This window comes from Hyphomonas beringensis, from assembly GCF_000682755.1.
Classification (GTDB): domain Bacteria; phylum Pseudomonadota; class Alphaproteobacteria; order Caulobacterales; family Hyphomonadaceae; genus Hyphomonas; species Hyphomonas beringensis.
The window spans coordinates 1-22,562 of record NZ_AWFF01000041.1; the positions used below are offsets into that span (position 1 = coordinate 1).

Consider the following 22,562-nt stretch of genomic DNA (forward strand, 5'->3'; position numbering starts at 1 on the left):
CGATATGCCGGAAATTGTTCGGCATCTTGTCCGTAAAGAAGGGCGCGCCCTGCCGGTGAATTCGGGTCGTCTCAATATATTCCTCACCCAGCGCTTTCAGATCTTCCGCAGACAGTTCGTGCAGGACGCGGGGATAGCGTTCGCGATCCGTCAGCTGTTTCCGGCCACGCAGCCGATGCGCCAGTGACAAGATGTTCGGCAATTCCAGTGTGCCATCGACCTGGGGATGGGATGCGAGGATCTGCTCGATCAGGGTAGATCCTGCCCGGGGCAGCCCGAGAATGAAAATCGGATCCGGCGCCGCGCAGCCCTTGTCGCCTTGGGTGGCAAAAAGATCAGGTGTGCAGATGGATTTCTGCGCGCTGAACTCTGCCTGCATCTGCTCAGTCGTGTAGCGCACGGTCTGATGCTTTAGCGCATTGCCCAGCGCGTAAGCTTCAAAGGCCTTTTCATGGTTCTTGCGGTCTTCATGTGCCTTGCCCAAGGCAAAAGCGATATGAATGCGGGACATGTGGTCAATATCAGGTGAGGCTGCCTGCGCTTCCATGCGCGTCAATTCCTCTTCGCTGAAAGTGTAGGTCTTCAGATTGGCAAGGCCATACCAGGCATCCCCCTGCCCAGGGGCAACCTCGGTCGCCGCGCGATAGGAGGCAATGGCATCTTCCGTGCGGCCATATGTTTTGAGGGCATGACCGCGGGAAACGAGCGTCGCCGGGTCTTCCGGCAAGGCTTTCAGGATACGATCAAAATAGTCGAGCGCGGTTTCATAATCCCCTGCCTGCATGCTTTCAATGGCATAGTGTGACTGGAAGACGGGATTGTCCGGATCCCGTGCCATCAGGATTTTTGCCTGCTCCAGGGCATCTGAGAATTTCTGCCGTTTGCGCAGCACCTGAATATAGTCGAGCCGCAGTTGGAGATTGTCCGGGTCCAGCTCCACGGCGCTTTCCAGCAGGAATTCTGCGTCTTCCTGCACGCCGAGCCGCGTGCCGATATCGGCCAGCAGGCGCATGCCCTCCACATGGGTCGGATTCTTGCGCAGGAATGCGCGCGCTATTTCTTCAGCCCGGAAGACACGGCCCTCATGAATATGATTTGTCACCGCCAGAAGCTCACGCGGCAAGGCCTGCAAGCGTGTGGCCTGAGCCCGGGCATTCGCCGCAGCATCCGTATGACCGTGCAGCTCTGCCTGCGCCGTCCAACTGGCGATCAGGGAAGGATTGTAGCGTGTTGCGCGCTCGAACGCTGTCAGCGCGCCGGCTGCGTCGCCGAGTTTACGTTTAAGGTGCCCCTCTTCCTGATAGGCCCGGCCGTAGTCCGGGGAGGCCGCTTTCAAATCCGCAAGCCTCGCAAAGGCATCCTCATGCCGATTCTCATACCTCGCGCAGACCGCCGCCATGTAAAGCGCATCCCGGTGATGCGGCTGACTGGTCAGGACATCTGCCGTGATCTGTCTGGCCCTGGCAAAATCCCCGGACTGCATGGCCTTTTGAGCCTCTCGAAGGGCTGTTTCCGGTTCAGCGTTCATGGTCATCGCGCGATCATAGTCTCCCAGAAATGAAAAAGCAGCGCCCCGAACGTGTCAGGGCGCTGCTGATGGATCAAGTAAGTGTCTGCCTTAGTAGCTGTAGGACACCCGGATACCAATCGTCCGCGGGCGCATGGGGGTGACCCGTTCGCGATCGAAAACGAAGTTCCCACCAAGTTCGGCGTATTCATTCGTCAGATTCTTGACGTAGAGTTCGGCGCCCCAATTATCGGCCGTAACGCCCAGCGTACCACCGACCGTGACATAGCCATCAATCTCCATTTTGTTGATCTCGATGACATCCGTGTAGGAGCTGTCGGAGAACACAACCTGCGGCATGACATGAGCCGTCAGACGCTGGCCTGCGATTTCCTGTTCAAGATCCCATTCATACCGCACGCGCACATTGCCCTGATAGGCAGGCGCGAAGGCAAGCTCTTCGCCCTTAACCACATCATCAGTCGGAACGAGAACTTCCGTGATCTCTGTGTCGAGCAGCGAGAAGGCGCCCGCAACTGTCAGACCATCAACAGCTTCCGGTGCCCAGGTAAAGTCACCTTCAATACCTTTGATTTCTGCATTGGCAGCATTGTCTGAGAAAAACAGGTTCACAATCGATGGGTCGAAAATGGTCGTTTGCAGACCGTCGATTTCCACGAAGAAGGCAGAGCCGTTGAACCGCAGGGAATTGTCGAACAGTTCGGTCTTCCAGCCGAGCTCGTAGTTCTTCACTTCATCCGTATCAACATCATAAGGCACGACATAGTTACCTGGGCCTTGGCGGCCGCCTGGGCGATTTAGCAGCCCGGGACGGAAGCCTTCAGAATAGGTTGCATAGAAGAGGAGGTCATCTGTTGGCGTCCATTCGCCGGTTGCCTTCAAGATCACGCCATCCGTGGCGGCCTTGTCCGGCGCCCCTGCAGGACCATTCGGGCCGTAGATGAAGGAGATATTGGTACCAGCCCGTTGCGCATCTGTGTCTGTACCAAGATTATAGAAGGACGAGTTCGCGCTGCCTTCCAGATCGACCTCAACATCATAGTATCGCGCACCGAGTGTCAGAGAGAACTGGTCGGTGATATCGAAGCTGGTTTCGCCAAAGATGCCGACCTGCTTATCCGTCCGCTTGATGTCATTCCGGAAGATGACGCCTGCCGGGAAAGGACCTGGCTGGCTGTAGTAGCCTGGATAAGCGCTGCCGACTTCTCCCGTCACATCCGTGTTGGTCAGAGGGTAGTTCGGAGCAAAGCCAGTCTGCGTGCCAAAGCCCTGAACCATGGTTGAACCCGGATACACGAAGTCATTACGTTCAGCGAGTTCAAGGTCGCTGAAGAATCCGCCGAACGTGGCGCGCCAGCGATATTCTTCAGGCGTATTGAAGCGCAACTCGTGTGTCTGAACCTTGGTCTCGCTATGAGAGTTCACAGAAAGATTCGGTGCGTAGCAGGTGCCTGCAGGATCAACGCCCGAGGCCGGATAGGTCACAGAGCCGTCGCAGATATAGTAAGGCAGGTATTGGCCAACGAACAGGTAATCGGAATAATCGACAACCTGATCTGTCGTGCGGTCCGTATACGCCCCGGTATAGACAGCTTCCAGCGCGCCAATGCGGCCTTCCAGCGTCCAGGCCGTGTTGTGGAACTTGTCTTCAATGTTCTCAGGCGTGAAGCGGACGATATCATAATCGTCCAGTTCCGGATCCGCCGCAAAAACACCCTCGGCATCAATTTTCTGCTGAGAGTGAGAGACCAGAAGATCCCAGTCCTCATTGATGCGATACATGCCGCTCAGGCGGAAGCCCTGATAGGTCGTATCGTTGATGTCATTTTCGACAATATTGCTATTGTTTGCCGCAACAAAGTTCACGTTGGACAGGTCTGCTCCGGCCTGGAAACCGGCGCGTTGGGCATTCACTGGCACGCCATTTGCGCGCACAGCGCCCTCTGGACGGAACCGCGCAGAATCTTCAACCGTCAGCGTGCCGCCAACATTGTCGATATAGCCGCCCTGAGTGTCGTTATAGATAACACCGCGCAGAGCCAGCTTGTCATTGACCGGCACATTGATCATCGCTTCGACGCTATTGCTCATTTCACCGCCATCGGTGAAGGCGGTCGAAGCCTTGAAGTTTGCGCCAAAGCCATCAAAGGACGGCTTGTTCGTGATCATGCGCACGGTGCCTGCCTGGGAACTCGCCCCGAACAGCGTACCCTGCGGTCCGGACAGCACCTCGACGCGCTCGATATCTGCAGCGTAGACATCCAGATTCCGTCCGGGTTGGGCCAGCGGCTGTTCATCCAGATAGAAGCTGACATTGGGTGACAGCCCCGCCACGCCGGCCACGGTCAGGTTTGGCGTCGTGGATGCCAGGCCGCGAATATAGATCGTGTTCTGGCCCGGGCCGGATCCCCCTGCTGTGACGCCCGGCATCTGAACCAGATAATCGGTGAAGTTTTTCACGCCAAGCTGTTCAAGCTCTTGCGAGTCCAGAGCTGTCACGGTGACAGGGACATCCTGCGCGCTTTCACTTCTCTTGGTTGCGGTGATGGTCACGGTTTTCAGGCGCTTGGCCTTGGCCGGCGCTGGCTGAGCCTCTTGCGCCAGCATAGGCGGCGCAATGAGCCCAGCAACCGCAATAAGCGATACACTGCACATTAGTTTATTCATTTGTCTTCCCTTTGGGGCGGCTCCAGCCATTCGGCGCCAGCCGACAGGCGCACCAGAATCATGGCTGCTCGATAGGTGTCGGGCTATACATTTATTTCGATTACAGAAAGGTTTAGTCCGCCGCAGACACCCCGCAAAACCGGAATCTATCTAAAAGTGTTGTAAATATCTCGCACTAATCCACCTATGGTGCCCATATCGCCAAGATAATTATTTTGACTGCAAAGATTATTCTGGCTCGGTAAAATGCGCGCAAAAGCGCGCTATCGCCGACAATATACCGAAGACGAACCGCCTTTCTTCAGGCAAAACAGTTAAAGCCAACCCAGCGCTCAGCGCCCCCCTGAACACGCAAAACCAAGCCCCGCCCCGGCCGGCATCCCATCAATCGTAATAGCAGGTTCTCTTGCCCTGATTGACATAGCAGCGCAGGGATTTGCCTTGTCTGGATGAGCGGTCCTGATCCAACTGGTCATTCCAGGCCTTCATCGCACTCGCGAAGTCATTCTCCGGCTCGGGCGGTGGTGGTGCCTGTTCCTCCTGAACGACCTTCGACTGCATCATGGCCGAATAGAGCGAGGTCGGCAGATAACGACAAACTTCGCCAGCATAACCGTAATAGGCCTGAAAAAACAGGCGCGAGTCCTCATCCGTGCGTCCGACGGTGAAGTTGTAGGCGGCGCCGCACAAGTCTCCGCCGACCGACATAGTTCCACCGCGCGATTTCAAGGCTGCAAGCGCGTCCTTGCGCTGTTTATACCTCGCATCTGCCGCGTCCTGGGCCGCTTTGGCCGCTGCGGTATTCTTGGCATATCGTGTGTCGATTGCGACGACTGGGTCGGCGTAGCCTTCGTCGGAATTCCATGCCTCTTCAAGGTATTTGTGTAGCGTCTCCTGACGGCCGTCGTACTCCACCGGATACCACGCCTTGGACTCGTCGCGGCCGTCGCGTTTTACGGCGAACCGATACGTGTCGAAGTAGTCGTTATTCTTCATGTTCTTGTAATAGAGATCGCTCCACCGGTAATTGGAATCGTTGTGATACATCACCGAAGCGGCATACTTGTTGTTCGGCGCAATTTCGAATGTTCGCGTACCGTCCTGCTCGTAGACAATCACGTAGCCCCCGGCACCTCCACCGGCCTGTCCCGCGGTTTCGAACGTCTCGCCCTTTTTATCGGCGAGAGACAGGGGAAACAGGCCCTTGACGTTTTCAGTTGCCTCAATCGGCGCGCCGTTTTTGTCCATGGGCCAGTAGAGGTTGGTGCTGAAATCGCCGAGCGGATGATCGAACGGCCCGAGATTGTAGAGAACTGAATGAAGCACGCGCTGCTTCAAATTCTTCGGGTTCGCGGAATGCACGGGGATCACGGGCGGGGCCTTCTCAAGCAGGGCGTTCCCGTTCCAGTCAAAGCTGGACGAATATTTCTGCCCTTCGGGCGTCAGCCTGTTCATCACAATCCGCGTCTCAAAGATGAAGCCTGATGGGCCGTCTTCCAGCTCAGCCGAAATGTCCCCCGCCACCCGGTCGACCCATTTCTCGCATTCACCATCCGCCCCGGTGAAACAGTATCGGAATGTCCCGTCCGGCTGACTGGATCCGATCAGCAGCACCGCGGGCGCCGCGCCGTTGAACGACGTATAGTACCAACTCGCATCAGGCAGGGGGCGGAATGTGCCGGTGGGAATGTCCACAATGCCCCACACGCCGTCATCCCGCTTTACAAGAGCCGCGACCGTGGAAAGCGGATTGACACTCGCATAGATCCCCTCAATCAGAACTTCTCCTGTTGCCGTTTGGAGCCGCTCGAACTTCACGCGCTTCTCAGACCCGGAATAGTAGAATGACCGGCTCACCTCTCCCTTTTTCGGCTTCGGCAACCCGCTTCTGGCGATACGCTTGCGGGCTTCGTTGTATTTCACGTTCTCGATGATGACGGTGAGTTCAACAGGCGGCCCGCCATCAGCGTCGCGCACCAGATACTTAGCCAGTGCCGGCGGAGCCACCACAACCGCACAAAAGACCACAATGCCGCAAATCCGGCCGAGCATAGACTGCATGAAAATCCCCCTCACCAAAAAGGCCGGACCGACCTCTTCACATCTACTTTTGAGAGCAATCGGCAGAGTTGGCAAGGAAAGTTGCGGGGCTTTAGTCCAGCACGCCCCAATTCGGTGAAGACTTGAGCTGCCGGAAAAGGCCAGGCTTCGACATCGCAATAACTGCAAGAAGAAAATGGCGCACCGGGGAGGATTCGAACCCCCGACCCCTAGATTCGTAGTCTAGTGCTCTATCCAACTGAGCTACCGGTGCCCGGCCATAAGGAAGGCGGACACATACAGGCATGGTTCAGCGGATGCAAGCCTGTTTGAGCGCAAGATTCACACCTTTCGCAGCGAGGGCTGGAATGGGCCTCAAATCGGGTCTTCAGCCCCATACGCAACAGCGCTGATCCAGTCCGCATAGGCCGACACGCGCATGTAAACGCCAGGACTCTCCGGCCGCGCGCAGCCAAGGCCCCAGCTGACCACACCAATTTGCACGGGCGTATCACCTTCTGTCCTCAGCATCAGCGGCCCACCGCTGTCCCCCTGACAGGAATCGACATCCCCTACCCCCGCACAGATTTGCGTAACCGGGTCCACGGAGACCCCCGCCAATAAATCGCTCATGCCATAGGTTGCGATCAGATCGGTCACCTGCTGCTTGCAGAGCGCTATATCCACCGGGGGCACCATGCCTTCCTGCAGGATCAGGCTGGGCGCGCTGACATGGCGACCTCCGCGGCTGACGCCGGACTGGTTGCGCGCGCCTTCCCCCATCTTGCCATAGCCTGCAACAAAGGTTTGCGGAGATGCCGCCTCGGAAAGATCCGCCACGATCCCGCTCAGGCCATCCAGCTTGGCCACCGGCCCGGTCCATTTTCCTTCGATACGCAGCAAGGCCAGATCATTGCCCTGCTCTGGCGCCCCCGGCACATAGTCAGGGTGAACGATAATGTCCTGTATGGGGAAGACGGCAGAGCGGGGAATCTCCATCAGATCACCACGGCCCACGACCAGTATCACGGGGCCGAACCGCTGCATCTTCTCGCCGGTTGCATCAGGAAAGTATTGCGCAGCCCGCCCATCGGACTCGATCTCGATACCCTCGACACAATGGCCCGCGGTCAGGGCCCATTCGGGTGAGATCATGGTCGCGCCACATTCATGATAGACTGAACGTCCCTGCACCGCCTGCAAGGAAGCCATGCCAGGCCAATCTTCCGGGTCTGCATCATGCCCGGCGACAACACAGGCGGCCGCCATCCCCAGCAGGCCTGCCCCGACAAGACTTTTCCACCCAGGCATTATACCTCCCCATATCCCCCGTGATTGGCCTCATGAACGCCCCGCGCAATAGCCCGCGCAAGCGTAGAGGCGGCCAACTCTCCTAGTCGAGATACCATGAAAGGGCGACTTTCGGCGATATCGACGCGGCCGGTCGACAGAACAAACACGGCGTCGCCATCAAATGGCGCAAACACCGGCCGGATCGCCCGCGAAAAGCCGGACAGCGCCATCTGCGCCACCCTGCGCGCCTCTTCCTGTGTGAGCGCAGCATCTGTGGCGATGCAGGCGATCGTGGTGTTCTGCCCCAGAGCCGGATTCGCCTTTGCTGCGCCCCAGTCATCCGGGTCCACGGTAAAGCCTTCAGGGGGTCGTATACCACCGAACTCACGGTCAATTTCATAAGGCCACGCCCAATATGCCTCAGTCCCCGGCATGAAGGTGGACCCAAAGCAATTCACTCCGGCCAGCGCCCCGACTGTGATACCGTCCTTCGTCACAATGCTGGCAGACCCTGTGCCACCCGCATAAGCCCCTGCCCGGGCGCCATATCCGGCCCCTGCCCGGCCGAGAACAAAGGCTTCCCCGGCATCCCGATATGCCGCGAGGCCCAGCCTGGCATAGGGGGAAACCTCCCCCCAATCCTTGTCGCCACCATTGGCCAGATCATACAGAATGGCCGCCGGAACGATTGGCGTCGGCGGGACGCCTTCGCTGGGAACGAGCGCAAAGCCCCGTCCCTCTGCCTTGAGACCAGACGCGACACCGTCCGCCGCCGCGAGCCCGAAGGCGCTGCCTCCGGACAGGCAGATGGCATCAACACCTTGTACAAGACGCCCGCCCGTCAGCAAATCCGTCTCGCGAGTACCGGGCCCGCCGCCTGCGACGCAGACTGCTGCAATGGCAGGCCTGTCCGGCACAATGACGGAGACGCCGGAGCGAACTGCGCTGTCTTCCGCCTGCCCCACACGAATGCCGGGAACATCCGTGATGAGATTCCGTTTGCCGGGTGCTGTCATTAATTGCGCCTCTGTCTTTCCCTTGCCTCTACAGTTTCATAAGGTCAGCCGCGACTCACGCCAAGACACGGGGATCCCCATGACACGTTTACCGCTTTTTCTTTCCGTTCTGTGGCTAGCTGCCTGTTCTCCCGCTCAGGAGAGCGGCGTGAGCGCCTCAGAAGAAGCCCAACGGGCTGCAGACACAGCGCATCAAGCTGAAGCGCAAGCCGCAGAGACTGACGCCGCGGCACCAGAAGCCTGGACCAAGGGCGCCATGGTGGCAGCCGCCGACCCGCGCGCGGTCGAAGCCGGCCTCGAAGTGATGCGGCAAGGCGGCAATGCGATCGACGCCGCAATCGCGGTTCACACTGTTCTTGGCCTGGTTGAGCCACAAAGCTCCGGTATCGGCGGCGGCGCCTTCATGGTCTATTATGACCACGACAAGGACGAAATCACTGTTTTCGACGGCCGCGAGACGGCTCCGGCTTCCACGACGCCCGAGCATTTCGTCAAGGATGGCAAGGTCATGGGCTTCATGGAAGCCTGGCAGTCCGGCAAGGCTGTTGGCGTTCCGGGCCAGATTGCCCTCTACAAGAAAGCGCATGATGCCGCTGGCGCGCTGGACTGGGAAAAGGACTTTCAGCCTGCCATCAGGCTGGCCGAGGACGGTTTTAAAGTGTCCCCGCGCCTGGCGGAACTTCTGGCCAGTGACCGTCTGAAAGCCGTCGTGCGGATTGATGACCTTCCGGTTCCGTCCGCTTATTTCTATCCGAATGGCGAGCCGCTTCCGGTCGGTTATATCCGCACGAACCAGGACTATGCCGACATGCTGCGCGCCATCGCGACGCAAGGCCCGTCCGCTTTCTATGAAGGCGAGAACGCCGAGGCGATTGTCGCCGCCGTGAACAGCGGCCCGAACGCTGGCGACATGACTCTGGAAGATCTTGCGAATTATGAGGTGAAGGTACGTCCGGCCCTGTGTGGCACCATTCCGGAAGGCTATCGCATCTGCTCTGCCCCGCCCCCCTCTTCCGGCGGTGTGGCCCAGAACATGATCATGGGCCTCTACCATTATCTGAAGCCGACATCCGATACGGCCACGGAAGATGACTTCCTGAAAGCATTTGTCGATGCCCAGCGCCTGACCTATGCCGACCGCGACCATTATGTTGCGGATGCTGACTTTGTGGCAGTGCCCTCCAGCGATCTGATCAACCCGGCTTATCTGAAAGTGCGCGCAACCGAAGCCTTCGCGCCGGATGGCCATGCCGAGCCGGGTGATCCGGGTGTTGTGCTGGGCCGTGACCCGCTGCGCCCGCTCTGGGGTGAAGACGCAACCGAGCACAAGCCGGGAACGACGCACATCTCCATCATCGACATGGAAGGCAATGCCGTTTCCATGACGGCCACGGTCGAAGCGGCCTTTGGCACGTCCCTTATGGTCAATGGCTACCTGCTCAACAATCAGCTGACGGACTTCTCCCGCGAGCCCACAAAGGGCGGCAAACCGGTGGCCAACGCACCTGCCGCCAACAAGCGCCCGCGTAGTTCCATGTCCCCGACGCTCGTGTTCGATGATAATGATGACCTGTTCATGGTCACCGGCTCTCCGGGCGGTAATTCCATCATCGCCTATGTCGCCAAAACGCTTGTCGGCGTTATTGATTGGGGCAAGACGGCTCAGGAAGCCATCGACCTGCCGAACATCATCGCTCGCGGCGACACTGTCGGCGTTGAAGTGGATATTGATGGCGGGCCTGAAGCGGCCGACGCCCTTCGTGAAATGGGCTATACGGTCGAAGAGCGCGAAGGCGAGAATTCCGGCCTGCATGTCATCGTGGTGCGCGAAGACGGTCTTGAAGGTGGCGCAGACCCGCGCCGGGAAGGCATTGCCAAATCCCTGGACTAGGAAAACATGGCCAAGCTGTACTTTTCCTATGCTGCCATGAACGCCGGGAAGTCGACGCTTCTTCTTCAGGCAGCCTACAATTATCGTGAGCGGGGGATGGAAGTTCTCCTGCTCACCTCATCCCTCTACAAGGATGAGGCAGACGGACACATTTCTTCCCGCATCGGCATTCATGCAGATGCGACCCTCTATTCAAAAGAGACAGACCTTTTCGGTCTGATTCAGGAACAACAGGCCAAGGGCAGGCTCGACGCCATTTTCGTGGACGAGGCCCAATTCCTGACCAAAGAGCAAGCCTGGCAACTGGCCCGCGTTGCAGATCATCTGAATGTCCCCGTTCTGGCCTATGGTCTCCGCACGGACTTTCAAGGAGAATTATTCGAAGGCTCTGCTGCCCTGCTCGCCATTGCAGACTCCCTGCGGGAGGCCAGGACGATTTGCGAATGTGGGCGCAAAGCCACGATGGTGGTGCGCCTTGGGCCGGAGGGACAAGTCCTGACAGAGGGTCAGCAAATCAGCATCGCCAAGGCGACCTATGTGTCGCTTTGCAGACGCCATTGGGAAGAACGTATGGGGCGGTTTCCCCCACCGGCTTGAACGCGACGAGATCAGGCGGCCAGCTCTGCCGTGATCGCATCCGCCAGCAGGCGCCCCGCTGCGGTCAAGGCAATACGCGGCCCATCTTCCTTCAGCCAGCCTTCATCAACAAAGACATCAATCTTGTTTTGCGGGAGCGGCCGTCCCGACAGGCTCTCAATCCGCCGCCGATCAATCCCGCCCGATGGACGCAGACCCATGGCCAGTAGTTCCCGCGCAATGTCCAGCGGATAAAGCTTTTGCGCCGCGGACCAGCCAGATGCCAGCGCCTGTACATTGGCGATGTAGGCGTCAGGGCGCTTTTCAGCTTCAGAGGCATAGCGCTGCCCATTGACGCTGACGCGGCCATGCGCACCGGGGCCTGCACCGATCCAGTCCCCACCATGCCAGTAAATCTGATTGTGGCGAGACTGATATTCTGGCGCCATGGCATGATTGGAAACTTCATAGGCCGGCAAGCCTGCCGCCCCGAGGATGGTCTGGGTCAGCTCATACAAATCGGCCTGGTCATCATCCTCCATCGGCACGATCTGACCACGCTCGACGGCCTTCCCGAAAGCTGTCCGCTCTTCGATCGTCAGTTCGTACAGGGAGATATGCGGCACGCCGAACTTCAGCACGTCTTCCAGCTCCAGCTGCCATTCCTGAACGGATTGGCCGGGCCTTGCATAGATCAGGTCTATTGATGTGTTTGGGAAGACTTTCATAGCCCGCACGATCGCGGCCATGGCAGCCTGCTCATCATGGTCCCGGCCGAGGAACGCCAGAGCCGCAGGCCGCAAGGACTGTACGCCGACGGAAAGCCGATTCACGCCGGCCGCCTTCAGCCCGCGCAAATCCGCACGCAGCACATCATTGGGATTGGCTTCGAGCGTAATTTCTGCCCCGTCCTTGATGCCAAACGCCTCATCCGCAGCTTGCAGGATTTCTGCGACCTGCAAGGGCTTGAGCAGAGAGGGCGTCCCTCCCCCGAGAAAGATTGTATCCAACGCGCCATGCTGAGGCATGCGCGGCCGGTGGATTTTCAGATCATCACAGATCGCCTGCAGCAGCAGCGACGGGTCCCGATCCTTCGCCGCATAAACGTTGAAGTCGCAATACGGGCAGATCTTCGTACAGTACGGCCAATGGATGTAGGCCCCAAATCCATATTCCGGACCGAAAGGGGCGGGCGTCTCAGTCATGATAACAAGGCAGCCTTCAGTTTCTTAACGGCATTGGCACGGTGGCTCATCGCATGTTTGCGCTCAGGATCCATCTCTCCAAACGTGATCTGTTCGCCGTCTGCAACGAAAACAGGGTCATATCCAAAGCCCTTGTCGCCGCGGGGTGGCCAGACCAGTTCACCATGAACCTCACCTTCGAATACTTCTGCGTGACCATCCGGCCAGACGACAGCCAGCGCGCAGACGAATTTTGCAGTGCGGTCGGTCGCGCCAATGTCCTCCAGTTCACGCTGGACCTTGGCCATCGCAGCTCCGAAATCCCGGGGCTCACCGGCCCAGCGGGCAGAGTATATGCCAGGCGCCCCACCAAGGGCCGTGACAGCCAGACCTGAATCGTCTGACAAGGCAGGCGCACCTGTAGCATCTGCTGCAGATTTGGCCTTGAGAATGGCATTGCCTGCAAAGGTGGATTCAGTCTCTTCAGGCTCCGGCAAATCCAGATCAATGGCCGAAACAACCTCAAACCCCATGGGCTCGAATAGATCCTTAAGCTCTGAGACCTTACCCTTATTGTGGGTCGCGGCGACCAATCGCCCGGGCTCCAAGCGTCGAATCGTATTATTTACACCCATACTGCAATGGCTCCATTCTTGCTTTTGACATAAAAGCCTATATCGTTATTCGGTAAGCCTTATGTCTTTAGCGATAAAGTCAGATGGTCCCAAAACATCAGCGCCCAACGGTGAAGAGACAACGTATGAGTACAAATGCAGGGAATTCCATGGCTGCTATCATGACCGTGCTCGTCACGATTGTCATGTGGATGACTGCGCTGATCGGCGCAATCGTCATTCTTGCAGGAAGCGTGGAATTGATCTCAATTCTTTCCGGCAACCCGATCAGTATTGGCTCCGTTACAGTCGATAATCATGCGATCACTGTGCCCGAGCTGAGCGCGGGCCTGGTCGGCGCGATTGTTGTGGTGGCAGCCGTTGTCTTTGTCTGCATGGAGCTCAGGAAAATTCTTGCAACTCTTGCCGCCGGTGATCCGTTCGTACCGGACAACGCTGTACGCCTGACCCGTATCGCAATCGCCATCGCCGTGACCCAGCTCATGCGCTACGCGATTGCCGTGATCATCGGGCTTATGGTGAAAGGAACACGTATTGAACTTTCTTTTGACCTCATCGCCTGGGCGTCCGTTGCCGCCCTATTCATCCTGTCGCAAGTCTTCCGCGAAGGCACCCGCCTGCGCGACGAAGAAAAAATGACCATATAGGAGCACAGGATATGTCAATTCGCGTGACCCTCGACCGAGTGCTTCTGGATCGCCGCATGTCCCTGACAGAGCTGTCGGAGCGTGTCGGTGTGACACTGGCCAATCTGTCCATCCTGAAAACCGGCAAGGCCAAGGCCGTCCGCTTCTCGACACTGGAAGCCCTGTGCCGGGAGCTGGAATGCCAACCCGGAGACCTGCTGATCTTCGATGAGGAGGACACGGCGGACCATGAACAGGTGGCGGCCGAGTAGATGATACGACATCGGCGCACCATTTATGAAGCTGGCGATGTGGTCTCGATCCGCTTCGGTGTCGTCCTGTCCCATTATGGCGTCGTAACCACGCGCGGGACGGTCATCTCGAACTCTCGCAAGCATGATGGTGTTATCGAGCAGAGCCTGGAAGAGTTCTCAGCCGGGCAATCCATCCGGCGACACGGCCGCTACAGCGGTCTGGATGCGCATCTGGTGGAACACCGCGCACGCCGACGCATCGGCCATGATTATGATCTCTTTGGCTCCAATTGCGGACACCTTGTACGTCACGCCCATCGCCGCAAGCCAACCCCGATGCAAATCGGCGCTGCAACCGTGCGCGCCATTGGCGATATGCTCTCCAGCAATAAACGCCGCTATTATTAGCGCGTTTGGGAACGAGGCCCGCAGCCTCGCGTACTTATCAGCATGAAACACATCACTGCCTGCCTGCTGCTCGCCCTCATCCCCCTGACTGCCTGTGGCAATGGCAAGGAAGTTGGCGAGTTCAAGAATGACTGGCTGGGCAATGAGATCAAGATCAAGCAGTTGCAGGATCCGAAGATCGAGGGTGTTGTGTGCCACCTTTCCTATTTCGATCGTGGCGTTTGGGACCGGATCGGCAAGGGCAACTGGTTCGAGAACCCCTCCAATTCCTCAATCTCCTGCCTTCAATCGGGTCCAATCCGTATAGGACGCATTGATCTCGACAAATCAGGTGAAGAAGTCTTCGACCAGAACCAGAGCCTCATCTTCAAACAGCTGGCCGTGCGCCGCATCTATGATGCTGACACTGACAGCCTGATGTATGTCTCCTACAGCCGCAAGATTGTAGATGGCTCAGCCAAGATGAGCCTGTCCACTGTGCCGCTCTATGGGCAGGATGTCATCTGGCAGAACCGGAAGCCTGCGGCTCGCGAATAGGTCATATGCCGTAGATGTGAATTGTGTGGCTCTGCGCCACTACGCATCTAGGCCTCATGACACACAACCTGCCTTCCCTCTTCATTTCCCACGGCTCCCCCACTCTGGGCCAGGACGATGCGCCTGCGCGAGATTTCCTGCTGGGCCTTGGCCATGAATTGCCACGGCCAAAAGCTATTCTGATTGTCTCTGCGCACTTTAACGCCCCCGTGCCGGTCCTGACTGGCGCGGCCTACCCTGAGACCCTTCATGACTTTCATGGCTTCCCTGAGGAACTCCACGCCCAACAATACGAGGTGGCCGGCTCCCCTGCTCTTGCCGAGGCCATACGGCAGACCCTGATCCGCACGGGGTTTGAGGCGCATGTCCACCCGACACGTGGCCTGGATCATGGCGCCTGGGTGCCCTTGCAACTGATCTACCCAAAGGCAGATATTCCCGTTCTGCAGCTTTCCATCAGCATGAACCAGACCCCGGAATGGCATTACCGGCTCGGCAAGGCGCTCGCCTCTTACCGGGATGAAGGTGTGCTCATCATCGGCTCAGGGGCGCTGACACATAATCTGCGCGCCTTGTTCACCACACCGTTCGAACTGGAGAGCCCGGTACCGGACTGGGTCAGCACATTTGCAGATTGGGTGGATGAAAAAACTCTGGCCGGAGACGATACTGCCGTGCTGAACGCACTGGAAATGGGGCCGCATGGCCTGACCAATCACCCGACCCCGGAGCACATCCTGCCGCTATTTGTTGCACTCGGCGCCGGATGTGAAGGTCCGCGCCAATTACTGCACAAAAGCACCACTTATGGGGTTTTGCGTATGGACGCCTTCGCCTTCGGCGCTCATGTGCAGGCCGCATGACCTATAGAGTTCGATCCGCTGAAGACCGCCGCCGTGAAATCCAGGAACATGCCGCGCGGCTCGGAATAGATGAGGCCTTTGTCTCAAATCTGGTCGACAGCTTCTATGCGCGTGTCCGGGCCCACCCCATGCTGGGCCCGATCTTCGCGGCAAAGATCAAGGATGATTGGGACCCCCACCTCGCCAAGATGAAAGATTTCTGGTCATCGGTCGCGATGAGTACAGGCCGCTATTCCGGCAAACCCTTCCCCGCGCATATGAAGCTGACGGGTGTCACACCCGCCCACTTCAATATCTGGCTCGCCCTGTTCCGGCTGACGCTGGAGGACATTTCGGAGAATCCGGAAACGGTCGACTACTTCATGGAGCGTGCCGACCGCATTGCCCAGAACTTCCAGTTCGGCATGTTCGAGCTTCAGAACCTGCCAACCAGCTGAAGGCCTAGCCGAGCGCCTTGCGTTGAGCCTCGAACAGCTCAGTGCAGCCTTTTTCAGCCAGACGCAGCATTTCATCCAGTTCCGAGCGCGTGATCGGGCGCTCTTCACCCGTGCCCTGCACTTCGATGAACCCGCCATCAGAGCTCATCACGACATTCATGTCAGCTTCGCCGCGGGAATCTTCCGGATAATCGACGTCCAGTACCGGATGGTCCTGATAGATGCCGACGGAAATGGCCGCCGCCTGCTTCTGGATCGGGTTTGCGGAGATAACGCCCTCTGCCTTCAGATACCGGCAAGCCATGGCAAGCGCCACATAGCCACCCGTAATAGAGGCTGTGCGCGTGCCGCCATCGGCCTGCAGCACATCACAGTCGATCGTGATCTGGTTCTCGCCAAGCGCCTGCAGGTCACAGACCGAGCGAAGGGAGCGACCGATCAGGCGCTGGATTTCCTGCGTACGGCCAGACTGCTTGCCAGCGGCGGCTTCCCGGCGTCCCCGTGTATGGGTCGCACGCGGAAGCATACCGTACTCACCGGTCACCCAGCCCTTGCCCTGGCCCTTCAGCCATGGCGGAACACCCTTCTCCCAGCTGGCCGTGCACAGCACATGCGTATTTCCGAACTTCGCAAGGCATGACCCTTCCGCATAACGGGTGACATTGGTTTCCAGCGTAATCTCGCGTAGCTGGTCAAACGGGCGCCCGGATGGACGGATAAGCGTACTCATAAGGTTGTCCTCTCTTCTGCCCTGCCTGATTGCGGGTTTTGGCGCGTCTGTCTACACCGGGGTCAGGGAAGAACAAAAACCGGGGATTACATGCCGACCGATATCGAGATCGCCAGAAGCGCGAAGAAGCGCCCGATCATGGACGTTGCCGAGACTTTGCAGATCGCACCGCAGGATGTGATCCCCTATGGTCACGACAAGGCGAAAATCGCCGCCCATCATTTGACCAGCCTGCGTGCCAAGGCGGATGGCAAGCTGATCCTCGTCACGGCCATCAACCCAACGCCGGCAGGCGAAGGCAAGACTACGACGAGTATCGGCCTGGCAGATGCGATGAACCGGATCGGCAACAAGACCCTGCTCAGCCTGCGCGAGCCATCCCTTGGCCCCTGCTTTGGCATGAAGGGGGGCGCGACCGGCGGCGGCCAGTCCCAAATTGTCCCGATGGAAGATATCAATCTTCACTTCACAGGTGACTTCCACGCCATCACCTCTGCCCACAATCTGTTGTCGGCCATGATCGACAATCACATTCATTGGGGCGGCGACAGCGGCATTGACCCGACACGGATCAGCTGGCGGCGCGTGCTGGACATGAATGACCGCAATCTGCGCAACATCGTGACCGGGCTGGGCGGCACGAAGAATGGCACGCCCATAGAGACCGGGTTCGACATTACGGTCGCGTCGGAAATCATGGCCATCCTCTGCCTCGCTCGCGACATGCAGGATATGCAGGACCGTCTGGAGCGTATGGTGATCGGCTACCGCCGGGGCCGCAGCCCGGTGACGGCAAAGGACATGAACGCAGTCGGTGCCATGATGGCGCTGCTGAAAGACGCCATGTTGCCAAACCTTGTGCAGACGCTGGAAGGCAATCCGGCGCTGGTGCATGGCGGCCCGTTCGCCAATATCGCTCATGGCTGCAGCTCTGTGATTGCAACACGCGCAGCACTGAAGATGGCAGACTATGTCGTTACAGAAGCAGGCTTTGGCGCAGATCTTGGCGCAGAGAAATTCTTCAACATCAAATGTCGTCAGGCTGGCCTGACACCAAATGCTGCCGTTCTTGTCGCGACCGTCCGCGCCCTGAAGATGCATGGCGGGATCGCAAAGGATGATGTTGGCTCTGTCAGTTATGACGCCCTGGAAAAAGGTCTCGCCAATCTGGGCCGCCATATCGAGAACATGCGGGAGTTTGGTGTGCCAGTTGTTGTCGCCATCAATCGCTTTACGTCCGACACATCAGGCGAAATCGCCGCGGTGGAAGCCTTCTGCGAAAAGATGGGCGTGCCTGTCGCGCTGTGCACCCACTGGGCAGAGGGCGGCCACGGCGCCGAAGACCTGGCGCGTAAGGTGACCCAATTGATCGAAACGACGCCAACGGAGTTTCGCCCGCTCTATCCGTCCGATATGCCCCTGTTCGAAAAGATCGAGACAATTGCCAAGCGCGTGTACCGGGCGAGCCGGGTCGACGCGCCAAAATCCGTGCGGGACCAATTGAAGCGCTGGGAGCTGGAAGGGTATGGCGATTTTCCGGTCTGTATGGCCAAGACGCAGTACAGCTTCTCCAGCGATGCCAAGCTGTTCGGCGCCCCGGACGGCCATGTCCTGCAATTACGCGATGTCCGCCTGTCGGCTGGCGCGGGCTTTATTGTCGGTATCTGCGGGGAGATCGTCACCATGCCGGGCCTTCCGCGCCGCCCATCGGCTGAGAGCATCTACCTCAATTCCACGGGCCAGATTGAAGGGCTTTCCTGAGACGATTGACTCTGTTTAGCAAAAAAGCTAATTAGCATTTATGCAAAACAGTGTCTTCAAAGCTCTGGCCCATCCTGCACGTCGGCAAATCCTTGCGCTTCTACGCAAGGGTCCGCACCTGGCGGGGGATCTGGCGGCAGAATTTGACTCAAGCTGGCCCACAATGAGCCGGCATTTGGCTGTCCTGAAAGACGCGGAGCTGGTCACAGCCGAGCGTCAGGGCAACCAGATCCTCTACCGCGTGAATACCAGCGTGCTTGAAGACACCGCCTCGGCCCTGCTCAGCCTGATGGGCAAGGACAATGGCGATGATGATCTCAAGGAGGCTGCAGAATGAAACCCTTTGTCAAAACAGGTCTTGCCTGGTCCGCCGGGGCCATACTGATCGCCTGCTGTATCAGCCTGGTGGCATCAGCCAACTTACCGGACAACGCCCAGATACCGGTCCACTGGGGCCCGGACGGCAAGCCTGACAGCTTCGCTGACCGCGAAAAGGCAACTTTCATGCTGTGGATGATGCCCGCTATTTCGGCCTTCGTGGCAGCATGCATGGCGATCGCCGCCAGCGTTGATCCCCGTCAGGCGAATTTGAACTCCAGCCGCAAGGCCTATCTGATCTCGTGGATTGGCGCGATGATCGTGCTGACTGGCATTCATGGCGGCATTGCCTTCATGATGACCCAGGCCGGAACACCAGCCTCAGACTCTCCAGACATGATCCGCTGGATCATCGCCGCCTGCGGCGCCCTGTTTATTCTGATCGGTAACTATCTGCCCAAAACACGCTCCACCTTCATGATGGGTATCCGCACGCCATGGACATTGTCCTCTGACATGACATGGGAGAAAACCCACCGCCTGGCCGGGCGCCTGTTCATGGTGGCGGGCATACTGGGTATGATCGGCGCCTTCGTCTTCCATGGCATCTGGCTGGCCCTGCAATTGTCGATACTGGTAATTGGCGCGGCCCTGATCAGCGTCATCTATTCCTGGTTTGTCTGGCGTACCGCGACAGATCGCGACGAGGGCTCGGGCTACATTGTCTAACACCCATTGAACCCGGCCCCCGCCGCGCCTAATCAAGAGGACATGATCCACAAACCCCTCGACACGACATCCCTGATGCAGCGCCTTGACCAGCGCTCACGTGATATCTTTCGGGAAATCGTTGAAGGCTATCTGGCAACCGGGGAACCGGTTGGCTCGCGCACCCTCTCCAAAAGCGGCATTGCCCTCTCCCCGGCCTCCATCCGCAATGTGATGGCAGATCTGACGGATCTTGGCCTGCTGGAATCCCCGCACATCTCAGCCGGTCGCGCGCCGACCCATACCGGGCTGCGCCTATTCGTGGACGGCTTTCTGGAAATTGGCGAACCCACGCGCGCCGATCGTCAGGAAATCGATGACCGCCTGAAATCCGCCGGGACGGACATAGAGGCCGTCATGGGCGAAGCATCCGGTATTCTCTCCGGCCTGACGGGCGGCGCGGGTCTGGTCTCATCCCCCACACGCGATGCCATTGTGCGCCATGCCGAATTTGTGCCCCTTGGCGGCAAGGAAGCAATCTGCGTGCTCGTCACCGAAGATGGTGATGTTGAGAACCGCATCATCGACATTCCCGAAGGCCTGCCCATCACGACCCTGATGGAAGCTGGCAACTACCTCTCAACCCGCGTGCGTGGCCGCACTCTATCGGAAGTCACAAATGCGATCCGCGAAGAGCTTCGCACCCACCGCGCCGCGCTGGACCAGGCCGCCTCTTCTCTGGTTGAGCAGGGACTGGCCCAGTGGGGAGGCGAATCCCCCGGCCGCGGCAGGTCGCTGATCGTGCGGGGCCGTGCCAATCTGCTGGAAGATGCCCAGGCCGCAGAAGACCTGGACCGCGTCCGCCAGCTGTTCAACGAACTTGAACGCCAGCAAAGTCTTCTCGATATCCTCGATACAACCCGCGAAGCCGATGGCGTGCGACTGTTTATCGGGTCGGAAAACCAGCTTTTCCCGCTATCGGGTTCAAGTGTGATTGTGGCTCCCTATATGGGAGGCGGAAAACAGGTTATCGGCGCGCTTGGCGTAATTGGCCCCACCCGGCTGAACTATGCCCGCGTGATACCCATGGTGGATTATACGGCGAAAGTGGTGGGGGAAATCCTCACTGCCCGCCGCAAAAAGGATGCAAAAGGATGAGCGACGAGTCCAAGAACAGCGAAACCGCTGACATTGATCCCAATGCCTCGCCGGCAGATCTGAAGGCGGCTGCGGATGATATCCTGAAATCTGCCCCGAAGGATCAGGCAGAGCTGTCCCCGGAAGAGGCCATGCAGAAGCTGGAGATCGAAAAGGAAGAAATGCGCGAGCAATTGCTGCGCACGCTGGCCGACCTCGAAAATACCCGCAAGCGCGCTGAGCGCCAGGTCACCGATGCCCGCATCTATGCCATCGAAAAGTTTGCCGGTGACCTGCTGAGCGTCTCCGACAATCTGGGCCGCGCCCTGTCTGCCCTGTCAGAAGAAGATCGCAACGCCCTGTCAGAGCCTGGCCGCAACCTGTTCGAAGGCATCGAGATGACGCAGAAGGAGCTGCACACAGCGCTCGCGCGTCATGGCGTAACCGCGATTGCAGCCGAGCCAGGCGATTCGTTTGACCCGAACCAGCATCAGGCTGTGGCGAACATCCCGTCAGACCAGCCAAACGGCACTATTGCCTCCTGCTTCCAGCCCGGCTGGAAGATTGGCGACCGCACCCTGCGCGCCGCCATGGTCGCCGTCAGCGCCGGCGTCGCAAACTGATCGGCCTTAAGGGCTTACCTTCCATAGCGTTACCGTGTTCTGCCGCATGTTAGGCACGATCACGGTATCGCCAATGACCGTCAGATCATTCTGTGTCGGGCCCTCTTCCGCCTCGACATCATACAGCGTGCTCACAGCCCCGTCCTCGGCGACATAGTGGATCTGACCCGGCCAGGATGAGACAAGATACCCGCCACCCGGCACCAACCCGATGCCGTCAGCATTCTCCATACCCGTCGCGATCTCGGTCAGTGTACCATCCGGCGCCGCACTGAACAGGGTGCCTGTTCCCATCGTAGCGATCAGCATGCGGTCGCCATCTGCCAGAAGACCGTTCACGCCGCCCAGAAGGGCTTCATCCTGAAGCCAGACGTCCGGTGTGCCGTCTGAAATCTTGTAAATCGTCGCGGTGCCAGAGTCAGAGACGTAAACAGCATCCCCCCAAGCCGTCATGTCATTCAGGAAGACCGCCCCCTCAATCGGGATAGATCCGACAGGATCGCCTGTCTCCAGATCCAGCATCGCAATCTTGTCTATGTCTGCGACGTAAAGCGTATCGCCCAGTACAGCCATGCCCTTGGGTGCGTCCAGCTTGGCGCCCCAAAAGCGCTCCACCATCTCCCCTTCCGGTGAAATCAGGGAGACATAGCCATTGCCGTCTGTCTCGGTGCCCGGCCCGTTAACGCTGGAGATGAAATAGCCGCCATCCGGGGCAGCGGCGGCCCCTTCCGGATTTTCAAATCCCTGCGAGATGTAAGTCTGCTCAATAACAGGAAGCCCTGCATCGGCCTGTTCCTCGGCAGGCGTTTGCGCAGCGCAGCCCGCCGCCAGTAATGTCATCAGCACCGGAATGGATGTGCGCAGCATGAATGGCTCCCATGAATATGTCTCAGGACCCGGCATGGCCCCACATCACAACACTATGGCAGTGCATAGCAGGGTACGTCCACCGATAGACCGGCCATATCGCGAAAATGCGGGCACCTGCCGAAAAACTGTCAGGCTGCCGCGGGCGGTGTCGTCCCTGCCTTGGGCGAGCGCTCCCAGACACGCTCATGGAATGTATAGGCAATTGTCTGCACCGCAGGCTCAATCAGCCCGATGGCAAGCGCGGCATGCCAGTTGCGGGTCAGGGCGAAAGCAACCGTGATGGCAACGGACAAGTGCATCAGGCTGTAGGTCATTGTCTTGAGAATGTGGCGGGGCATGTCGGGAAATCCTTTCAGACCTCTACATGTGGCAACTTTGAGAATGAATCTCAAATAGATAGTTACAGGTCGCGCCATAGAAGCTGCCTATCGCAAACGTAATGCGTATCCTACGCAGCTAC

General features: G+C 58.5%; 23 protein-coding genes and 1 tRNA gene. 13 read left to right on the top strand and 11 right to left on the bottom strand.

Annotated features, from left to right (window positions below):
- The 6 genes from HY29_RS10115 to HY29_RS10140 form a co-directional block, all read right to left on the bottom strand.
- On the bottom strand, positions 1-1,534 hold a 1,534-nt coding region (locus HY29_RS10115), incomplete at its 3' end, for a tetratricopeptide repeat-containing sulfotransferase family protein (protein WP_051601401.1).
- Positions 1,535-1,618: 84 nt separating this feature from the next.
- A complete protein-coding gene (locus tag HY29_RS10120; RefSeq protein WP_034796483.1) occupies positions 1,619-4,195 on the bottom strand; it encodes a TonB-dependent receptor in 2,577 nt (858 codons plus the stop codon).
- A gap of 384 nt (positions 4,196-4,579) precedes the next feature.
- Positions 4,580-6,256, bottom strand: a complete 1,677-nt coding sequence (locus HY29_RS10125; RefSeq protein ID WP_034796485.1) for a hypothetical protein — start codon at positions 6,254-6,256, stop codon at positions 4,580-4,582.
- A 176-nt stretch (positions 6,257-6,432) separates the two neighbouring features.
- Positions 6,433-6,509 (bottom strand) — tRNA-Arg (locus tag HY29_RS10130).
- 101 nt (positions 6,510-6,610) lie between these two features.
- Positions 6,611-7,546: a S1 family serine peptidase gene (locus HY29_RS10135; protein WP_034796487.1), complete on the bottom strand. Its 936-nt coding sequence runs from the start codon at positions 7,544-7,546 to the stop codon at positions 6,611-6,613.
- Complete coding sequence (locus HY29_RS10140) at positions 7,546-8,544, bottom strand: P1 family peptidase (protein ID WP_034796488.1); 999 nt, start codon at positions 8,542-8,544, stop codon at positions 7,546-7,548. The genes HY29_RS10135 and HY29_RS10140 overlap by 1 nt, the downstream gene beginning before the upstream one ends.
- A gap of 148 nt (positions 8,545-8,692) precedes the next feature.
- Here HY29_RS10140 and ggt point away from each other — a divergent pair, with 148 nt between their 5' ends.
- Both ggt and HY29_RS10150 read left to right on the top strand, forming a co-directional pair.
- Positions 8,693-10,435: a gamma-glutamyltransferase gene (ggt, locus tag HY29_RS10145; protein ID WP_241765182.1), complete on the top strand. Its 1,743-nt coding sequence runs from the start codon at positions 8,693-8,695 to the stop codon at positions 10,433-10,435.
- Between the two features lie 6 nt (positions 10,436-10,441).
- Entirely contained in the window at positions 10,442-11,032 is a 591-nt protein-coding gene (locus tag HY29_RS10150) for a thymidine kinase (RefSeq protein WP_034796492.1), read from the top strand.
- 11 nt (positions 11,033-11,043) lie between these two features.
- On the opposite strand, the gene hemW is transcribed toward HY29_RS10150, so the two are convergent.
- Positions 11,044-12,216, bottom strand: a complete 1,173-nt coding sequence (gene hemW / locus HY29_RS10155) for a radical SAM family heme chaperone HemW (protein WP_034796494.1) — start codon at positions 12,214-12,216, stop codon at positions 11,044-11,046.
- The gene (gene rdgB / locus HY29_RS10160; RefSeq protein WP_034796496.1) at positions 12,213-12,830 is read right to left on the bottom strand and encodes an RdgB/HAM1 family non-canonical purine NTP pyrophosphatase; all 618 of its coding nucleotides are present in this window, start codon (positions 12,828-12,830) and stop codon (positions 12,213-12,215) included. Before rdgB ends, hemW begins: the two co-directional genes overlap by 4 nt.
- Positions 12,831-12,955: 125 nt before the next feature.
- On the opposite strand from rdgB, the gene HY29_RS10165 reads away from it, so the two are divergent.
- Genes HY29_RS10165 through HY29_RS10190 form a run of 6 tightly spaced genes read left to right on the top strand, consistent with a single transcriptional unit; the run spans position 12,956 to position 15,955 of the window.
- Complete coding sequence (locus tag HY29_RS10165) at positions 12,956-13,477, top strand: DUF2975 domain-containing protein (RefSeq protein WP_051601402.1); 522 nt, start codon at positions 12,956-12,958, stop codon at positions 13,475-13,477.
- An 11-nt stretch (positions 13,478-13,488) separates the two neighbouring features.
- Entirely contained in the window at positions 13,489-13,728 is a 240-nt protein-coding gene (locus HY29_RS10170; protein WP_034796498.1) for a helix-turn-helix domain-containing protein, read from the top strand.
- Positions 13,729-14,118: a C40 family peptidase gene (locus HY29_RS10175; RefSeq protein WP_034796500.1), complete on the top strand. Its 390-nt coding sequence runs from the start codon at positions 13,729-13,731 to the stop codon at positions 14,116-14,118.
- A gap of 42 nt (positions 14,119-14,160) precedes the next feature.
- Entirely contained in the window at positions 14,161-14,655 is a 495-nt protein-coding gene (locus HY29_RS10180) for a CreA family protein (RefSeq protein ID WP_034796502.1), read from the top strand.
- Between the two features lie 56 nt (positions 14,656-14,711).
- Positions 14,712-15,518: a DODA-type extradiol aromatic ring-opening family dioxygenase gene (locus tag HY29_RS10185; protein WP_034796503.1), complete on the top strand. Its 807-nt coding sequence runs from the start codon at positions 14,712-14,714 to the stop codon at positions 15,516-15,518.
- Positions 15,515-15,955, top strand: coding sequence for a group III truncated hemoglobin (locus HY29_RS10190; RefSeq protein WP_034796505.1), 441 nt, complete (start codon positions 15,515-15,517; stop codon positions 15,953-15,955). Before HY29_RS10185 ends, HY29_RS10190 begins: the two co-directional genes overlap by 4 nt.
- A 4-nt stretch (positions 15,956-15,959) precedes the next feature.
- Here the strand turns inward: HY29_RS10190 and rph are convergent, their stop codons facing one another.
- Complete coding sequence (gene rph, locus HY29_RS10195; protein WP_206741950.1) at positions 15,960-16,685, bottom strand: ribonuclease PH; 726 nt, start codon at positions 16,683-16,685, stop codon at positions 15,960-15,962.
- Between the two features lie 90 nt (positions 16,686-16,775).
- Between rph and HY29_RS10200 the strand changes: the two genes are divergently transcribed.
- The 5 genes from HY29_RS10200 to HY29_RS10220 are packed head-to-tail and all read left to right on the top strand — an operon-like array spanning position 16,776 to position 21,232.
- Entirely contained in the window at positions 16,776-18,446 is a 1,671-nt protein-coding gene (locus HY29_RS10200; RefSeq protein WP_034796507.1) for a formate--tetrahydrofolate ligase, read from the top strand.
- 40 nt (positions 18,447-18,486) lie between these two features.
- Positions 18,487-18,783 carry an autorepressor SdpR family transcription factor gene (locus HY29_RS10205; RefSeq protein ID WP_034796508.1) on the top strand — a complete coding sequence of 99 codons (297 nt, stop codon included), beginning with the start codon at positions 18,487-18,489 and terminating at the stop codon, positions 18,781-18,783.
- Positions 18,780-19,493: an SdpI family protein gene (locus tag HY29_RS18495; RefSeq protein WP_051601403.1), complete on the top strand. Its 714-nt coding sequence runs from the start codon at positions 18,780-18,782 to the stop codon at positions 19,491-19,493. Before HY29_RS10205 ends, HY29_RS18495 begins: the two co-directional genes overlap by 4 nt.
- A 42-nt stretch (positions 19,494-19,535) precedes the next feature.
- A complete protein-coding gene (gene hrcA, locus HY29_RS10215; protein ID WP_034796509.1) occupies positions 19,536-20,630 on the top strand; it encodes a heat-inducible transcriptional repressor HrcA in 1,095 nt (364 codons plus the stop codon).
- Positions 20,627-21,232, top strand: coding sequence for a nucleotide exchange factor GrpE (locus tag HY29_RS10220; RefSeq protein WP_034796510.1), 606 nt, complete (start codon positions 20,627-20,629; stop codon positions 21,230-21,232). Before hrcA ends, HY29_RS10220 begins: the two co-directional genes overlap by 4 nt.
- Positions 21,233-21,238: 6 nt before the next feature.
- Here the strand turns inward: HY29_RS10220 and HY29_RS10225 are convergent, their stop codons facing one another.
- Positions 21,239-22,099 (bottom strand): SMP-30/gluconolactonase/LRE family protein, encoded by an 861-nt coding sequence (locus tag HY29_RS10225; protein WP_051601404.1) that lies wholly within the window; start codon positions 22,097-22,099, stop codon positions 21,239-21,241.
- 131 nt (positions 22,100-22,230) lie between these two features.
- Entirely contained in the window at positions 22,231-22,440 is a 210-nt protein-coding gene (locus HY29_RS10230) for a DUF2061 domain-containing protein (protein ID WP_034796511.1), read from the bottom strand.
- Positions 22,441-22,562: the final 122 nt, after the last annotated feature.

Bases quoted from the DNA above. Each gene is read 5' to 3' on its own strand.
- HY29_RS10120 (WP_034796483.1), bottom strand. From the start codon at position 4,195: ATGAATAAACTAATGTGCAGTGTATCGCTTATTGCGGTTGCTGGGCTC.
- HY29_RS10125 (WP_034796485.1), bottom strand. From the start codon at position 6,256: ATGCAGTCTATGCTCGGCCGGATTTGCGGCATTGTGGTCTTTTGTGCG.
- HY29_RS10135 (WP_034796487.1), bottom strand. From the start codon at position 7,546: ATGCCTGGGTGGAAAAGTCTTGTCGGGGCAGGCCTGCTGGGGATGGCG.
- HY29_RS10140 (WP_034796488.1), bottom strand. From the start codon at position 8,544: ATGACAGCACCCGGCAAACGGAATCTCATCACGGATGTTCCCGGCATT.
- HY29_RS10150 (WP_034796492.1), top strand. From the start codon at position 10,442: ATGGCCAAGCTGTACTTTTCCTATGCTGCCATGAACGCCGGGAAGTCG.
- hemW (WP_034796494.1), bottom strand. From the start codon at position 12,216: ATGACTGAGACGCCCGCCCCTTTCGGTCCGGAATATGGATTTGGGGCC.
- rdgB (WP_034796496.1), bottom strand. From the start codon at position 12,830: ATGGGTGTAAATAATACGATTCGACGCTTGGAGCCCGGGCGATTGGTC.
- HY29_RS10165 (WP_051601402.1), top strand. From the start codon at position 12,956: ATGAGTACAAATGCAGGGAATTCCATGGCTGCTATCATGACCGTGCTC.
- HY29_RS10170 (WP_034796498.1), top strand. From the start codon at position 13,489: ATGTCAATTCGCGTGACCCTCGACCGAGTGCTTCTGGATCGCCGCATG.
- HY29_RS10175 (WP_034796500.1), top strand. From the start codon at position 13,729: ATGATACGACATCGGCGCACCATTTATGAAGCTGGCGATGTGGTCTCG.
- HY29_RS10180 (WP_034796502.1), top strand. From the start codon at position 14,161: ATGAAACACATCACTGCCTGCCTGCTGCTCGCCCTCATCCCCCTGACT.
- HY29_RS10185 (WP_034796503.1), top strand. From the start codon at position 14,712: ATGACACACAACCTGCCTTCCCTCTTCATTTCCCACGGCTCCCCCACT.
- HY29_RS10190 (WP_034796505.1), top strand. From the start codon at position 15,515: ATGACCTATAGAGTTCGATCCGCTGAAGACCGCCGCCGTGAAATCCAG.
- rph (WP_206741950.1), bottom strand. From the start codon at position 16,685: ATGAGTACGCTTATCCGTCCATCCGGGCGCCCGTTTGACCAGCTACGC.
- HY29_RS10200 (WP_034796507.1), top strand. From the start codon at position 16,776: ATGCCGACCGATATCGAGATCGCCAGAAGCGCGAAGAAGCGCCCGATC.
- HY29_RS10205 (WP_034796508.1), top strand. From the start codon at position 18,487: ATGCAAAACAGTGTCTTCAAAGCTCTGGCCCATCCTGCACGTCGGCAA.
- HY29_RS18495 (WP_051601403.1), top strand. From the start codon at position 18,780: ATGAAACCCTTTGTCAAAACAGGTCTTGCCTGGTCCGCCGGGGCCATA.
- hrcA (WP_034796509.1), top strand. From the start codon at position 19,536: ATGATCCACAAACCCCTCGACACGACATCCCTGATGCAGCGCCTTGAC.
- HY29_RS10220 (WP_034796510.1), top strand. From the start codon at position 20,627: ATGAGCGACGAGTCCAAGAACAGCGAAACCGCTGACATTGATCCCAAT.
- HY29_RS10225 (WP_051601404.1), bottom strand. From the start codon at position 22,099: ATGCTGCGCACATCCATTCCGGTGCTGATGACATTACTGGCGGCGGGC.
- HY29_RS10230 (WP_034796511.1), bottom strand. From the start codon at position 22,440: ATGCCCCGCCACATTCTCAAGACAATGACCTACAGCCTGATGCACTTG.